Here is a 13,742-nt window from a genome sequence, read left to right on the forward strand (position 1 = left end):
GGCACCCCGCGCTGGCCGGTGGCACCACAAAAAAGGCCCGCCGGGGGGCGCACTCGTTACCATTGGGCCATGTTCAGTTATCGCCACGCCTTCCACGCGGGCAACCATGCCGATGTGCTCAAGCACACGGTTTTGATTGCCGCCTTGCAACACCTTACCGAAAAAGACGCGGCCCTGACCGTGCTGGACACCCATGCAGGCGCCGGCCTGTACCGGCTGGACGGGGACTACGCCAGCACCAGCGGCGAAGCCGCCGACGGCATCGCCCGCCTGTTCGCCCCCACCACGCCCGCCCTCGCCCCGGCCCTGCAGGCCTATGTGGACATGGTGAACGCCTTCAACCAGGGCAACACCCTGCGGGTCTACCCCGGCTCGCCCTTCATCACCCAGCGTTTGCTGCGCAGCCACGACAAGCTCAAGCTGTTCGAGCTGCACCCGACCGACCTGCGCTCCCTGGCGGGCAATGTCGCCCAGCTCGAAGCCGGCCGCCAGGTGGCCGTGCTGCATGAAGACGGGTTTGAAGGCATCAAGAAATTTTTGCCCCCACCGGCCCGTCGCGCGCTTGTGCTGTGCGATCCCAGCTATGAAATCAAGAGCGACTACGCCAAGGTGCTCGACATGGCGGCCGACTCGCTCAAGCGTTTTGCCACGGGCACCTATGCGTTCTGGTACCCCATCATCCCGCGCCCCGAGGCACACGACCTGCCCCGCCGCCTCAAGACGCTGGCCACCAAGGCAGGCAAAAGCTGGCTGCACGCCACACTCACGGTGAAAAACAGCAAGCTCGTCGAAACGGCTGCGGGTGAAGTCAAGCGCCCCGGCCTGCCTGCCAGCGGCATGTTCCTGATCAACCCGCCCTACACGCTCAAGGCCGCCCTGAAGACCGCACTGCCGCAGATGGCCGAAGTGCTGGCGCAGGACAAACACGCCACACACACCCTCGAATCCGGCGGCTGAAGCGCCCCACCCTGCGGCACTGGCGCTGCGCGCCCCGGCCCGAAAAGCCATGGGTCGCGAAACTGCCGCCCTGAATGCCCGTCCCTGTTCAAGGCGCCGCCGGGCAATCCTTCTCGTCCTCGTCCAACGCAAACAGCTCCACCGGCTTGAGCCCCAGGCCGATCATGCCCAAAGCCTCGGCCGCACCCCGGCTGAGGTCGATCACCCGGTTGCGGACATGGGGGCCCCGGTCGTTGATGCGCACCACCACCGTGCGCCCCGTGGCCTGGCTGCGCACGCAGACCCGCGAGCCAAACGGCAGTGTGGGATGCGCCGCCGTGAGCGCACGCATGTCAAAACGCTCCCCGCTGGCCGTGCGCCGCCGATGAAACTGCGCCCCGTACCACGAGGCCAGCCCCACCTCGTCGGCCGTGACCAGCCCCAGGGACGACGCCTCCCCCCCCGGGGGCGGCGGTGGCGGCGGGGGGTCGATCAGCATCGCCTCGCCCGGCACCGTCAACAGGTGGGGGGCCAGCGCATCGGCCTCGGCCGACAACCCCTGGGCCAGTGCGGGGACTGCCGCCAGAGCCCACAGCAACCCCACCCACACCGCATGCCTGGCAAGCCCCGGCAGGGCCCCACGGCAGGCGGGCCGCAACGGGCCGCGCCCAACCATCAGATCCCCAGGCGGCGACAGATCTCCAGCGTCGCGGCGCTTTGGTTCATGGTGTAGAAGTGCAAGGCAGGCACGCCCGCGCTGCGCAGCTGGTCGCACAGGTCGGTCACCACATCCAGGCCAAAGGCCTTGATGCTGGCCGTGTCGTCGCCAAACCCCTGCAGGCGCAGGCGGATCCAGCGCGGGATCTCGGCGCCGCAGGCATCCGAGAAGCGCATGAGCTGCGTGGAGCTGCCAATGGGCATGATTCCCGGCACCACAGGCACATTGGCGCCCAGGCGCTGCGTGTCTTCGATAAAACGGAAGTACGCGTCGCTGTTGTAGAAGTACTGGGTGATGGCCGAGTCGGCCCCGGCCTGCACCTTGGCCACATAGGCCTTGAGGTCGGCCTCGGGCGAGCGTGCCTGGGGGTGCACCTCGGGGTAGGCCGCCACCTCGATGTGGAAGTCGCGCCCCGTCTCGGCCCGGATGAAGGCCACCAGGTCGCTCGCGTACTGGAACTCGCCGCCCGCGCCATAGCCGCTGGGCAGATCACCGCGCAGCGCCACCAGGCGTTTGACGCCCATCGCCTTGAGTGTGGCCAACTGCTCGCGCACCGACTGCCGCGTGGCGCCGATGCAGGAGAAATGCGACGCCGCGCCCACGCCCTCGGCCAGGATCTCGCGCACGGTGCCAAAGGTGCCTTCTTGTGTGGAGCCACCGGCGCCATAGGTCACCGAGCAGAAGTCCGGGTGCAGCGCGTACAGCTGCTGGCGGGCCACGCGCAGCTTGTCGGCGCCTTCGGGTGTCTTGGGCGGGAAGAACTCAAAACTCACAGGGAAACCGGTGCCCTGTGCATTGGCAGCATTCATGCAGCCCTCCTTGCATGGATAAAAAATTCACGGTTGCCGTCACCGCCCTGGATGGGGCTGTCCAGCCATGCCAACACGGCCAGGCCCACGGTGGCGCAGCAGTCGCGGATGCGCTGCTCGACCACGGCGTACAAGGCCTCGTCGCGCACGATACCGCCCTTGCCCACCTGGCCGGGCTGCAGCTCGAACTGCGGCTTGACCAGCATGACCAGATCGCCCTGCGGCGCCAGCAGCGGCACCAGCGCGGGCAGCACCAGCGTGAGCGAGATGAACGACAGGTCACCCGTCACCAGGCCAAACACGGGCGTGATGTCCACGTCGGCACGGTCCGCGCGGCGGCGGCGCTCCACCGGCAGCGTGCCCTGCGCGCGGGCCTTGGCCAGCTCGGCGCGCTCGGACTTGAAGGCTTCGATGTCTTTTTCCTTGGCATCGTCGCTGTCGTCGTAGTCCTCGTCCACCTGGCCGCCATTGCGCATCCAGCTGTAGGGGGCTTCGGGCTGGGTCTCGTTGTCTTCTTCCAGCTCGATGACTTCCGAGAGCGCCAGTTCACAGGCCTGCTGCAGCGCTTCGGCCGTCAGCGAGCGCGCGTTCACGCCCTCGACACACACCACCCGCGGGTCGCTCCTCAGCCGCTCGTGCAGCTGGTCGTGGCCCACGTCCACGCCGATCACCTGCGCCGCGCCGCGCTGCAGCAGGCAGTCGGTGAAGCCGCCGGTGCTCTGCCCAACGTCCAGGCAGCGCAGCCCCTGCACCTTCAGGCCCAGGGCATCGAGCGCGCCTTCGAGCTTGAGCCCGCCGCGCGAGATGTACTTGGCCTCGGCGCTGTCGAGCAGCTGCACCTCGGCAATCGCCGGGATGTCGTCGCCATTTTTGGCCACCTTCTGCCAGGGCGCGAGCGGCGACAGGCGCCATTCGACACCCGACGCAATCAGGCGCTGGGCCTGCGAGCGGGTGGCGGCATGCCCCCGCTCCACCAAAAACACATCTGCGCGCATGGCGCCCATCCTTTTTATGAGTAAAACCAGCCGCTACCGCGCGACCATCATGCCTTGATAGCTATCATTTGAATAGCAATCAAGCTATAGACACCAGGCGCGCAAGCGCCGCTGCCCGGCCCCAGAACAGCAATGCTGCCCCGGGGGGAAGGGGGAGCCGCCCCCTTCCGCGCATCAATAACGGTAGGTATCAGGCTTGTAAGGGCCTTGCTTGGGCACGCCGATGTAGGCGGCCTGGTCGTCGCTCAGCTCGGTCAGCATGGCGCCCACCTTCTTCAGGTGCAGGCGCGCCACCTTTTCATCGAGGTGCTTGGGCAGCACATAGACCTTGCCGTTTTCGTAGTAGTCGCTGTGCGTGAACAGCTCGATCTGGGCAATGGTCTGGTTGGCGAACGAGTTGGACATCACGAAGCTGGGGTGGCCCGTGCCGCAGCCCAGGTTCACCAGGCGGCCCTTGGCCAGCAGGATGATGCGCTTGCCATCGGGGAAGATCACATGGTCCACCTGGGGCTTGATCTCTTCCCACTGGCAGTTTTCTTCCAGCTTTGCGACCTGGATCTCGTTGTCGAAGTGGCCGATGTTGCAGACGATGGACTGGTCCTTCATCGCTGCCATGTGTTCGTAGGTGATCACATCGCGGTTGCCGGTGGTGGTCACGAAGATGTCGGCCTTGTCGGCAGCCCATTCCATGGTCACGACCTTGAAGCCTTCCATCGCGGCCTGCAGGGCGTTGATGGGGTCGATCTCGGTCACCCACACCTGGGCGCTCAGGGCGCGCAGGGCCTGGGCGCTGCCCTTGCCCACGTCGCCATAGCCCGCCACCACGGCCACCTTGCCCGCGATCATCACGTCGGTGGCGCGCTTGATGCCGTCCACCAGCGATTCGCGGCAGCCATACAGGTTGTCGAACTTGCTCTTGGTCACCGAATCGTTCACGTTGATCGCGCGGAACATCAGCGTGCCCTTGGCCGACATTTCCTTCAGGCGGTGCACACCGGTGGTGGTCTCTTCGGTCACACCGATGATGTCTGCGCTCTTGCGGCTGTACCAGGTGCTGTCTTCGGCCAGCTTGGCCTTGATGGCGGCGAACAGGATGCGCTCTTCTTCGCTGCCGGGGTTGGCCAGCACGGAGGCGTCCTTCTCGGCCTTCTTGCCCAGGTGCATCAGCAGCGTGGCATCGCCGCCGTCGTCCAGGATCAGGTTGGGGCCTTCGCCTGCGGTGCCCTTGGGGCCAAAGTCAAAAATGCGGTGGGTGTAGTCCCAGTACTCGGCCAGGGTCTCACCCTTGATGGCGAACACGGGCGTGCCCGTGGCGGCAATGGCGGCGGCAGCGTGGTCCTGGGTGGAGAAGATGTTGCACGAAGCCCAGCGCACATCGGCGCCCAGGGCCTGCAGCGTTTCGATCAGCACGGCGGTCTGGATCGTCATGTGCAGGCTGCCGGTGATGCGGGCGCCCTTGAGCGACTGCTTGGCGGCGAACTCTTCGCGGATGGCCATCAGGCCGGGCATCTCGGTTTCGGCGATGCGGATTTCTTTGCGACCCCAATCGGCCAGGCCGATGTCGGCAATGATGCAGTCGGTGTTGACCGGGGCGTTGACGCGTGCGTTCATGGTGGTGTGCTCCAAAGCATGTTTGAAAAACCACTGGTCGGGGGAGTGACAAGGCTCACCACACGAGAAGTGGATGAGCGTCGTTGCGGGTAGATGGTTCCGAGCCTCACGCCCCGCCTGTGCTGGGGACGCTGCAACGCTCCTCGGATCGGCGGATTATAAAAGCAAGTGCCCGGCGGGGAAACATCCCCGGGCTGCGGGTGGGGCCGCCCGGCGCCTGCCCGCCCGCGCCTGCGGGCTTGCCAGCCCCATGTCACCTGCGCGGCTGCCGGGGCCGGCAGAGCCCCCGACACTGGCGCTCTTTCAAAAGACCCATCGAGGAGCACAGCATGGACCCCAAGGACAAGGTCGTCATCGTCACCGGCGGCGCCAGCGGCATCGGCCGCAGCATCGCGCGGCGGTTTGCGCAGGAGGGCGCGCGCGCCGTGGTCGTGGCCGACCTGCACCTGGAGCCCGCCCAGGCCGTGGCGGCAGAGTTCGGCGGCCTGGCCGTGCGCTGCGATGTGTCGAAAGAGGCCGACATCCAGGCCCTGGTGGCCACCACACGCGAACGCTTTGGCCGCGTGGACGCCTACATCTCCAACGCGGGCATCCTGGGCCGTCCGGGCGGTATCGAACTCGAAGACCCGCTGTGGGACGCCATGTGGAACATCCACGGCATGGCCCATGTGTGGGCCGCGCGCGCCGTGGTGCCCGAGATGGTGGAGCGCGGCGAGGGCTTCTTCATGGTCACCGCCTCGGCCGCCGGGCTGCTGACCATTGTCGAATCCGCCCCCTACGCCGTCACCAAACACGCCGCCGTGGCCTTTGCCGAGTGGCTGCGCATCGCCTACGGCCGCAAGGGCGTGGGCGTGGCCTGCCTGTGCCCGCAGTCGGTGCAGACCGCCATGGTCACGGGGGACGGCGGCTCGGCCTCGCACGACGGCATCCTGCCACCCGAGCAGGTGGCAGGCGATGTGCTGGCGGCCATGCAAGACGGCCGCTTCCTGGTGCTGCCCCACCCCGAGGTGGCGCAATACTTCCGCAACAAGGGGCAGGACTACGAACGCTGGATCGGCGGCATGCAGAAGATGTACGCCCGCCACACGCAGGCCACCGCAGGCTGAGACCTGCTGCGGGGATTCCAGAGCGCCCGCCCGGTAAAATCCCGCGATTCGGCGCTCCGCGCCTGTCGCGCCCACTGCCGCAGCCCTTGCCGCAGCGGGCCCTAGCCTCTTGGAATCCCCCCGTGTCCTACGCCCCCGAAACCCGGCGCCGCCGCACCTTCGCCATCATTTCCCACCCCGACGCCGGTAAAACGACGCTGACGGAAAAGCTGCTGCTGTTCTCGGGCGCGATCCAGATCGCGGGCGCCGTGAAGGGCCGCAAGGCCAGCCGCCATGCCACGTCCGACTGGATGGAAATCGAAAAGCAGCGCGGCATCTCGGTGGCCTCGTCGGTGATGCAGATGCTGTACCGCGAGCATGTCATCAACCTGCTCGACACACCCGGCCACAAGGACTTCTCGGAAGACACCTACCGCGTGCTCACCGCCGTGGACTCGGCCCTGATGGTGATCGACGCCGCCAACGGTGTGGAAGCACAGACCCGCCGCCTGATCGAGGTCTGCCGCCAGCGCGACACGCCCATCATCACCTTCGTCAACAAGATGGACCGGGAAGTGCGCGACCCGCTGGACATCATGGACGAGGTCGAGCGCGAGCTGGGCATGCCCTGCTGCCCCATGACCTGGCCCGTGGGCCAGGGCAAGGCCTTCGGCGGCATCATCAACCTGCGCACCAAGACGATGACGGTGTTCGAGTCCGGCAGCGAACGTCGCCCGCAGGACTTTGAATCCATCCCGCTCACCGACGTGGACACACTGCGCGCTCGCTTCGGCGCAGAGTTCGACGCCGCCATGGACAGCATGGAGCTGGCCACCGGCGCATCGCCCGAGTGGAACCATGAGGCCTTCCTGGCCGGCAAGCTGACCCCCGTGTTCTTCGGCTCCGGCGTGAACAACTTCGGGGTGATGGAAGTGCTGGATGCCCTGGTGGACATGGCCCCGCCCCCCGGCCCGCGCGTGAGCACGCTCGAAGTCAACAAACAGCCCGTCGTGAAGACCATCCAGCCCGAGGACGAAGGCTTCTCTGGCGTGGTGTTCAAGGTGCAGGCCAACATGGACGCCAACCACCGCGACCGCATCGCTTTCGTGCGCGTGGCGTCTGGCAAGTACATGCCGGGCATGAAGCTCAAGGTGCAGCGCACCGCCAAGGAGCTGCGCCCCACCTCGGTCGTGACCTTCATGTCTCAGCGCCGCGAGGCCGTGGAAGAAGCCTATGCGGGCGACATCATCGGCTTCACTACCCACGGCGGCGTGCAACTGGGCGACACCATCACCGATGGCGCCAACCTGCAGTTCACCGGCCTACCCTTCTTCGCGCCCGAAATGTTCATGACCGTGGTGCTCAAGAACCCGCTGCGCACCAAACAGCTGCAGCAGGGCCTGGCCCAGCTGGGCGAGGAAGGCGCGATCCAGGTCTTCAAGCCCGACGCCGGCGGTAACATGCTGCTGGGCGCCGTGGGCCAGTTGCAGTTTGAAGTGGTGCAGCACCGCCTGAAGGCCGAGTACGACGCCGACGTGCGGCTGGAAGGCTGCCAGTACACGGGCGCACGATGGATCACGGCAGACACGGCCGCCGACCTGCGCGCCTTCACCGACGCCTACCCGCTGCGCCTGGCGCACGATGCGGCGGATACGCTGGCGTACCTGTGCACCTCGCCGTACGACGTGCGGCTGGCGCAGGAGCGGTTTCCCAAGATCCACTTCCATCCGCTGCGGGAGCATGCGGGGTTGGCGCTGCAGGGAGCTTGAAACAAAGCCTCTTAATTGCCGACAACCTTCTAAAACTGTAAAGAGCGCAGCAACTACGCTAAAGCTGCTTCGCTGTATTGTTGACATCCGAAACTCATCTCACCAGCTGCGCATGGAACAACACATCCTGAGACCTCCTCCCGCATCGATCACTGTGATCTGCCCGATGAAGAATGAGGCTGTCAACTTACCCGCATTTTTTGCGCGCCTCGTCCCCGTTATCGAGTCGATCGCCTCCACCTATGAAATCCTGTGTGTCAACGATGGAAGCGATGATGACACCCTGGCCACACTGCTTCTTGAGCGGGAAAAGAATCCCCATGTACGCATCGCCGATCTTTCTAGAAATTTCGGGAAAGAGGCTGCCCTGACGTGCGGCATAGAGCTTGCGCAGGGCGAGATTGTCGTCCCCATGGACGCTGATCTGCAGCACCCACCAGAAACCATTGTCGAGATGGTTCAACGTTGGCGTGAGGGCTACGACGTAGTGTTAGCCAAACGAAAGAACCGAGAAACAGAAGGCTGGTTACGCCGCAAAACAGCAAAATGGTTCTATTCGATGCAAAACGAAATCTCCGAGGTAGAAATACCCGCTGATGTCGGAGACTTCCGCTTGATGGACCGCAAAGTCATTGATGCGCTCAAGCGGCTGCCAGAACGCCGCCGTTTCATGAAAGGTCTCTTCGCCTGGGTCGGATTTCCCCACACCACAGTGACGTTCGTTTGTGAGCCACGCTTGGCCGGCAATAGCAAGTTCTCAGGATGGCGCCTGTGGAACTTTGCGTTGGAAGGCATTACATCCTTCTCCACAGTCCCGCTGCGTGTCTGGACCTATATTGGATCAGGAATTTCAGCTTTAGCATTCATTTCGGCCATTTTTCTGATTATCAAGACATTAATTTTCGGCCGTGATGTACCTGGCTACGCATCCCTAATAACGTCCTCCTTGTTCCTGGGGGGGTTGCAGCTCGCAGGCCTTGGAATTTTAGGTGAATATATTGGACGAATCTATGGAGAGGTGAAGCAGCGACCTATTTACGTCATTCGTGATTTTTATGACTTTCCGAGCCGACCCTAACTCATTGCCGAGCAAGCTGGCAAAATTCTCCGGCATCGGACTGATCAACACACTACTCCACACGAGCGTCGTTGTATCGCTGATTGAGCTTCTTCACGCGCACCCAGTTGCAGCCAATGCGACGGCTTTCATTGTTGCGAATCTATTCTCCTATTGGGCCAACCGCCGTTGGAATTTCAAGGCAGCAGGATCTGTCCAACAATATGGTCGTTTTCTAATAGTTTCTCTTGTGGGCTTAGGGCTAACAATCCTAGTCAGCAGCCTTGCCGCCTGGGCAGGCTGGCACTACCTTGTAGGCCTAGGGTTGGTATTCATTGCACTACCTGCATTTACATTTGCGCTCCACTACAAATGGACATTCAGGCCCTGACTAGCGCCAGACTTCGCATGCACAACTGCGTTATGCAGCTTTGCAAGCATGAATATCTGGCCGTCTCTTTTTTCTTAGTCGCGCTAACACTGCTTATCCATGGTAAGGCTCTCAACGGATCTTGGCGGTGGGACGACGGCGCGCACCTCAATTTTGCCGAGGCCGTTTCACCTTGGCAGTACTTTTTCATCCCCAAGATCGCACAAACATTTTCAGGAGCTAATGTCTCGCCCTGGAACGCACTTTTCTACGACATAAATCTGAGCCTTTTCGGCATGGAGACAACAGGCCACTATGCTCACTTGTTGTTGGTCGTGGCAGCAGGTGCCATCCTTTTCTATGCCGTATTGAGGCAGTGGCTGGCACCTTTGCCAGCAGCAGTGGGCGCTATGGCTTTGCTGCTGGGCAAGCCGACTTTCCATATTGCAGCAGGCCTCATGCATGGTCACTACGCGACAGGCTTCGCATTCACAATGCTCGCGATATTAGGCTGGGCGCGCTACCTCAGGGACGGTCAAAAAATCTGGTGGATTGTCTCGGTTCTGAGCTACTTATTAGCTACGACCTGCAAAGAAGTCTATGTGCCACTGGTCCTGCTGCTGTTTTTTTTGCCGGTGGGTACCTGGAGCCAACGGGCCCGAGCACTGCTGCCATTTATTTTGGTCGCTGCACTCTACACTGGCTGGCGGTACTGGTTGCTGGGTCGGCTAGTCGGCGGGTACAGTCAAGGCAGTTTCGACGCCCATGCGGCTGCTAATCAATTCCTGAGAATTCCTCACCTGCTGATTGGCTCAGGCCCAGAAAGCATTATTTTACTGACCGTACTTATAGCCCTCCTGTTGTGGGCCAACGCCCAAAAGTACTTGAACAGGTTTCTGATCGCAGTGACCTTCATTCTAATATTTTTACCACTTTTACCACTCACAGCTTTCCCGGGCATTAACGCGCCGGATCGTTACCTGTTCGTGCCGTGGATCGCGTTTTCGGCACTCCTCGCCACAATATTGCCGCGCAATTCGTTCACCCCTACCTCGCTAATAATCACCACGCTGACGCTTGTCACGCTGATTTGCTTACACGCACAAGAACGGCAAGCTTTGAAACCGAATTTAGTCTACTGGGACACGCTATACCGCTTTGCACTCTCTGCCGACAAAAAACGTCAAGCCATCTTTGTAGCTACTGAGTTCGGAGGCTCTGACGATGGATACAAACGTTTAGTTCTCACCGGTGCGCGAAGTACTGCGGACCGACTCACCCCCCGAGCACAAGCCGGTAGATTGCGAATCGTGGATGAGTCAGGCCGCGGCCTGTATCGTGTGCAAGCAACAGGCATGCAATTGTTCGAATACAGCGATGAGCATATGCAGCCCATGTCATCCCAAAGAATCGCAGAGAAATTGCCAGGTCTCCCACGTATGGAGCAGCCCAAGGGCATCCCATTGAAAGTAGATGTAGTATTTGCGTCGGGAATGCTAAATTGGGATTTTGGTCCATATGAGGGTGACTATCTGATACACCACCAACCTCGTGCATCCGCGCCTCACACATACACACTTTCCAACAAGGGGAAGACGCCCTGGATTGAGAATCATCCGCTCAGATTCTCATTTTGTCGTGGCGATATCGCTGATGATTTTGATGCATGCTCACCCGTGCTCGAGTTCAATTTCGAATCAAGCAAGACGGGATCTTGGCAAGGCATTGTCCTGCCTAGTGCGGTCAACTAGCTGACTCGCCTTTTGCTCCGAGAAAAATAAATGTCTTTCTACCTCACCTGCCTGACTCTTCTATGCGTCCTTGGAATTTCAATCGGACAAGTGCTTTTTAAGCAGGCGGCATCATCCATCAAGGACGCCACACATTGGCAAGACTGGGTGCTAAATGGGTGGCTTCTCACCGCACTGATACTCTATGGCATTACCACTTTGGCATGGGTCTGGGTTCTCAGACAGGCACCATTGCGCTTAGCCTACCCGTTGATGGGGCTTGCATTCTTGATCGTACCCTGCTTGGAATGGCTTTTTCTTGGGGCACCGCTACATGCCTTGACTCTGGCTGGAGGAGTCTTGATTCTGTTAGGCATCGCCCTCGTCTCGCAATCAGTTTGACGGAGTCACCATGCGAATTGCCGTTGCCATCCCTTGCTACCAAGTCACCCAGCATATCCTGGGCGTACTGGATGCCATCGGACCTGAGGTGGAAGTCATATATGCCGTTGACGATGCTTGTCCTGCAGGTAGCGGACGATTTATCGAAACTCACGCTAGAGATTCTCGGGTGCGCGTCCTATACCACTCTCAAAATTTAGGGGTAGGTGGTGCAGTGATTACTGCATACAGGGCAGCTGCGGCGGATGGAATGGATATTGTTGTAAAAATTGATGGAGATGGTCAAATGAACCCATCTCTTCTACCTCAATTCATCCGGCCCTTGATAAATGGAAAAGCGGATTACACAAAGGGAAATCGATTCTACCGACCAGAATCTGTGCAGAGTATGCCAACGATCCGTCTGCTGGGCAACGCGACACTGTCTTTTATCACAAAATTCAGCTGCGGTTACTGGAATTTGATGGATCCAACAAACGGCTATACGGCAATACGTACATGCGTGCTTGCCGCCTTGCCATTGGATAAGGTGGAGCAGCGCTATTTCTTCGAGACGGATATGCTTTTTCGACTCAATACGCTGCGCGCAGTGGTAAAGGACATTCCAATGGACGCGGTGTATGCGGACGAGGAGTCCAACCTCAGAATTGGGAAGGTGTTGCCAGAGTTTTCCCGAAAGCACTGCTCTAGACTATTGCGGCGCTACGTTTACAGCTACCTCATTCGGGATTTCAACATTGGGACACTTTACAGCCTGTGCGGCGCCGTAATGTTAATAGCAGGCTCACTATTTGGGGTAGCCCATTGGATCAGCAGCGCGACCACTGGCCAGCCCGCTACCAGCGGCACAGTGATGCTTGCAGCATTGCCCACGTTAATAGGCATTCAGTGTCTGATCGCATTTCTGCACTACGACGTCAGTAACGTCCCGAGCGAGCCGATCAGCCAAGCGATGTAACGGCGTGCACAGCACGGCTCTATTCATTGAGGCGCGGCAGGCGAACTGCGGTTGAGCTGCTTACGAGTGGGGGCTCCCAAACTTTTATCGATCATCTTTCGTCCCCATAAATGCAGCGGGCGCTCAAGAAAATAATGATACACCAAACAAATGCCTACCAGTGCGGTAAGCATGCACAAATACATTATTTTCTTATGTATGTTTTCGGGATTTATACTACCAAAGACCGCAGAGCTTAAAGAAAACACAAGAGGGTGAGACAGATAAATTGCATAAGAAATCCCTCCCGCAGCCAAGGCTAGAGAATTCCATCGAGAAGAATTTCTCCTGGGAAGCAGCAAAATAAGGCCCAGCAAGCTACAAGCAGCGGCCCCAACGAGCACAACCCGATCAGGGTAATGATAAAAGACCTCAAGTCCCCCCGGATGCCTTGCAAAAAATTGATGGTATGCGGCACTCACAATAGATAGCGCCAACACCGCTGCCAGCCACCCCGCACGGCTCTGCGCGGTATTTTTTTCAATGCACCTATAAACCATGAAGCCACCCAAGAACTCTAGCAGCAATGGTGATGCCCAGAACCGCATAGCAGAGGTGCTGACAAATACGTTCTCGGGCTCAAACCGATGCTGAAGGGTCATTAAAAGCGTGTATCCAGCAACACCGAGAAAGACAATTTTTACGGCCAAATCTCTGTACTGCACCTTCAAAAGAACCAGAGCACTCATAATTCCATAAAAATACAACTCAAAAGTCAGTGTCCACAAAACAGCCGTGACTAGGTTTTGCGGCGGTGCCAAGAATAGAAAAAAAGAATTAAACAGGTCCTTGTCAGAACCCAACTGTCCTGTAAACGCAAGCCAGCAGCAGTACATTAGAAAAATGGGCCACCACCCCAGATAAATTCTCACCAACCTGTGCGCAAAAAACTGGAGTGCCTCACGCCGACCCGTAGCAAACTGATTCAGCACTATGGCCATCACGCAACCACTTATGACAAAAAATATATCAACACCGACAAAGCCCCATGCAAAGAAGGCGCGAATATATTCATTCATATCTGGCAGCTGCGGCCAACCCTGCGCGTGATAAACAACAACCCACATCGCAGCAAAAAACCTAAGCACTTGAATTGACTGAATCACTTAATCTTTCTTTTATTTCATCAAAAGAATTAATGAGAACCACAAAAATAATCTCACCTTTGCAAGCGGCCACCCCTTAAAGAAAAATAATCCACTGCCCTCTCGCAGCACCGCCCATCTCATGCACATAATGAGCCGAGCACATCATTTCGAGATA

Annotated in this window: 13 protein-coding genes and 1 riboswitch; of the genes, 8 read left to right on the forward strand and 5 right to left on the reverse strand. The window is 59.8% G+C overall.

Annotation, left to right across the window (positions count from 1 at the left end):
* Positions 1 to 69 precede the first annotated feature (69 nt).
* On the forward strand, positions 70 to 957 hold the full coding sequence (locus tag AvAM_RS14755) for a 23S rRNA (adenine(2030)-N(6))-methyltransferase RlmJ (RefSeq protein WP_137747741.1): 888 nt from the start codon (positions 70 to 72) through the stop codon (positions 955 to 957).
* A gap of 88 nt (positions 958 to 1,045) precedes the next feature.
* Here AvAM_RS14755 and AvAM_RS14760 read toward each other — a convergent pair whose 3' ends face one another.
* The 4 genes from AvAM_RS14760 to ahcY all read right to left on the reverse strand — a co-directional run bounded on the left by AvAM_RS14760 (position 1,046) and on the right by ahcY (position 5,069).
* The gene (locus AvAM_RS14760) at positions 1,046 to 1,546 is read right to left on the reverse strand and encodes a septal ring lytic transglycosylase RlpA family protein (protein WP_249368154.1); all 501 of its coding nucleotides are present in this window, start codon (positions 1,544 to 1,546) and stop codon (positions 1,046 to 1,048) included.
* 65 nt (positions 1,547 to 1,611) lie between these two features.
* The gene (gene metF / locus AvAM_RS14765; protein ID WP_137747743.1) at positions 1,612 to 2,463 is read right to left on the reverse strand and encodes a methylenetetrahydrofolate reductase [NAD(P)H]; all 852 of its coding nucleotides are present in this window, start codon (positions 2,461 to 2,463) and stop codon (positions 1,612 to 1,614) included.
* On the reverse strand, positions 2,460 to 3,458 hold the full coding sequence (locus AvAM_RS14770) for a TlyA family RNA methyltransferase (protein ID WP_137747744.1): 999 nt from the start codon (positions 3,456 to 3,458) through the stop codon (positions 2,460 to 2,462). The genes metF and AvAM_RS14770 overlap by 4 nt, the downstream gene beginning before the upstream one ends.
* Before the next feature lie 174 nt (positions 3,459 to 3,632).
* The gene (ahcY, locus tag AvAM_RS14775) at positions 3,633 to 5,069 is read right to left on the reverse strand and encodes an adenosylhomocysteinase (RefSeq protein WP_137747745.1); all 1,437 of its coding nucleotides are present in this window, start codon (positions 5,067 to 5,069) and stop codon (positions 3,633 to 3,635) included.
* 68 nt (positions 5,070 to 5,137) lie between these two features.
* Positions 5,138 to 5,220, reverse strand: a riboswitch (S-adenosyl-L-homocysteine riboswitch).
* Positions 5,221 to 5,398: 178 nt separating this feature from the next.
* Here ahcY and AvAM_RS14780 point away from each other — a divergent pair.
* From AvAM_RS14780 to AvAM_RS14810, 7 genes are all read left to right on the forward strand, one after another.
* Complete coding sequence (locus AvAM_RS14780; RefSeq protein WP_137747746.1) at positions 5,399 to 6,175, forward strand: SDR family oxidoreductase; 777 nt, start codon at positions 5,399 to 5,401, stop codon at positions 6,173 to 6,175.
* Positions 6,176 to 6,297: 122 nt separating this feature from the next.
* Entirely contained in the window at positions 6,298 to 7,923 is a 1,626-nt protein-coding gene (locus AvAM_RS14785) for a peptide chain release factor 3 (RefSeq protein ID WP_137747747.1), read from the forward strand.
* Positions 7,924 to 8,035: 112 nt separating this feature from the next.
* The gene (locus tag AvAM_RS14790) at positions 8,036 to 9,001 is read left to right on the forward strand and encodes a glycosyltransferase family 2 protein (RefSeq protein WP_137747748.1); all 966 of its coding nucleotides are present in this window, start codon (positions 8,036 to 8,038) and stop codon (positions 8,999 to 9,001) included.
* Positions 8,979 to 9,371: a GtrA family protein gene (locus tag AvAM_RS26160; protein WP_137747749.1), complete on the forward strand. Its 393-nt coding sequence runs from the start codon at positions 8,979 to 8,981 to the stop codon at positions 9,369 to 9,371. Before AvAM_RS14790 ends, AvAM_RS26160 begins: the two co-directional genes overlap by 23 nt.
* Positions 9,353 to 11,101 carry a hypothetical protein gene (locus tag AvAM_RS14800; RefSeq protein WP_171012237.1) on the forward strand — a complete coding sequence of 583 codons (1,749 nt, stop codon included), beginning with the start codon at positions 9,353 to 9,355 and terminating at the stop codon, positions 11,099 to 11,101. Before AvAM_RS26160 ends, AvAM_RS14800 begins: the two co-directional genes overlap by 19 nt.
* Positions 11,102 to 11,131: 30 nt before the next feature.
* Positions 11,132 to 11,482 (forward strand): EamA family transporter, encoded by a 351-nt coding sequence (locus AvAM_RS14805; RefSeq protein WP_137747751.1) that lies wholly within the window; start codon positions 11,132 to 11,134, stop codon positions 11,480 to 11,482.
* A 10-nt stretch (positions 11,483 to 11,492) separates the two neighbouring features.
* Positions 11,493 to 12,440 (forward strand): glycosyltransferase family 2 protein, encoded by a 948-nt coding sequence (locus AvAM_RS14810; protein ID WP_137747752.1) that lies wholly within the window; start codon positions 11,493 to 11,495, stop codon positions 12,438 to 12,440.
* Positions 12,441 to 12,463: 23 nt separating this feature from the next.
* Here AvAM_RS14810 and AvAM_RS14815 read toward each other — a convergent pair whose 3' ends face one another.
* On the reverse strand, positions 12,464 to 13,585 hold the full coding sequence (locus AvAM_RS14815) for an acyltransferase (protein WP_137747753.1): 1,122 nt from the start codon (positions 13,583 to 13,585) through the stop codon (positions 12,464 to 12,466).
* Positions 13,586 to 13,742: the final 157 nt, after the last annotated feature.

Source organism: Acidovorax sp. NB1 (assembly GCF_005405905.1).
GTDB lineage: Bacteria > Pseudomonadota > Gammaproteobacteria > Burkholderiales > Burkholderiaceae_C > Acidovorax.

Excerpts from the sequence above, each read along its gene's own strand:
- metF (WP_137747743.1), bottom strand. The coding sequence starts at position 2,463 with ATGAATGCTGCCAATGCACAGGGCACCGGTTTCCCTGTGAGTTTTGAG.
- AvAM_RS14800 (WP_171012237.1), top strand. The coding sequence starts at position 9,353 with ATGGACATTCAGGCCCTGACTAGCGCCAGACTTCGCATGCACAACTGC.
- AvAM_RS14805 (WP_137747751.1), top strand. The coding sequence starts at position 11,132 with ATGTCTTTCTACCTCACCTGCCTGACTCTTCTATGCGTCCTTGGAATT.
- AvAM_RS14780 (WP_137747746.1), top strand. The coding sequence starts at position 5,399 with ATGGACCCCAAGGACAAGGTCGTCATCGTCACCGGCGGCGCCAGCGGC.
- AvAM_RS26160 (WP_137747749.1), top strand. The coding sequence starts at position 8,979 with ATGACTTTCCGAGCCGACCCTAACTCATTGCCGAGCAAGCTGGCAAAA.
- AvAM_RS14790 (WP_137747748.1), top strand. The coding sequence starts at position 8,036 with ATGGAACAACACATCCTGAGACCTCCTCCCGCATCGATCACTGTGATC.
- ahcY (WP_137747745.1), bottom strand. The coding sequence starts at position 5,069 with ATGAACGCACGCGTCAACGCCCCGGTCAACACCGACTGCATCATTGCC.
- AvAM_RS14755 (WP_137747741.1), top strand. The coding sequence starts at position 70 with ATGTTCAGTTATCGCCACGCCTTCCACGCGGGCAACCATGCCGATGTG.
- AvAM_RS14810 (WP_137747752.1), top strand. The coding sequence starts at position 11,493 with ATGCGAATTGCCGTTGCCATCCCTTGCTACCAAGTCACCCAGCATATC.
- AvAM_RS14770 (WP_137747744.1), bottom strand. The coding sequence starts at position 3,458 with ATGCGCGCAGATGTGTTTTTGGTGGAGCGGGGGCATGCCGCCACCCGC.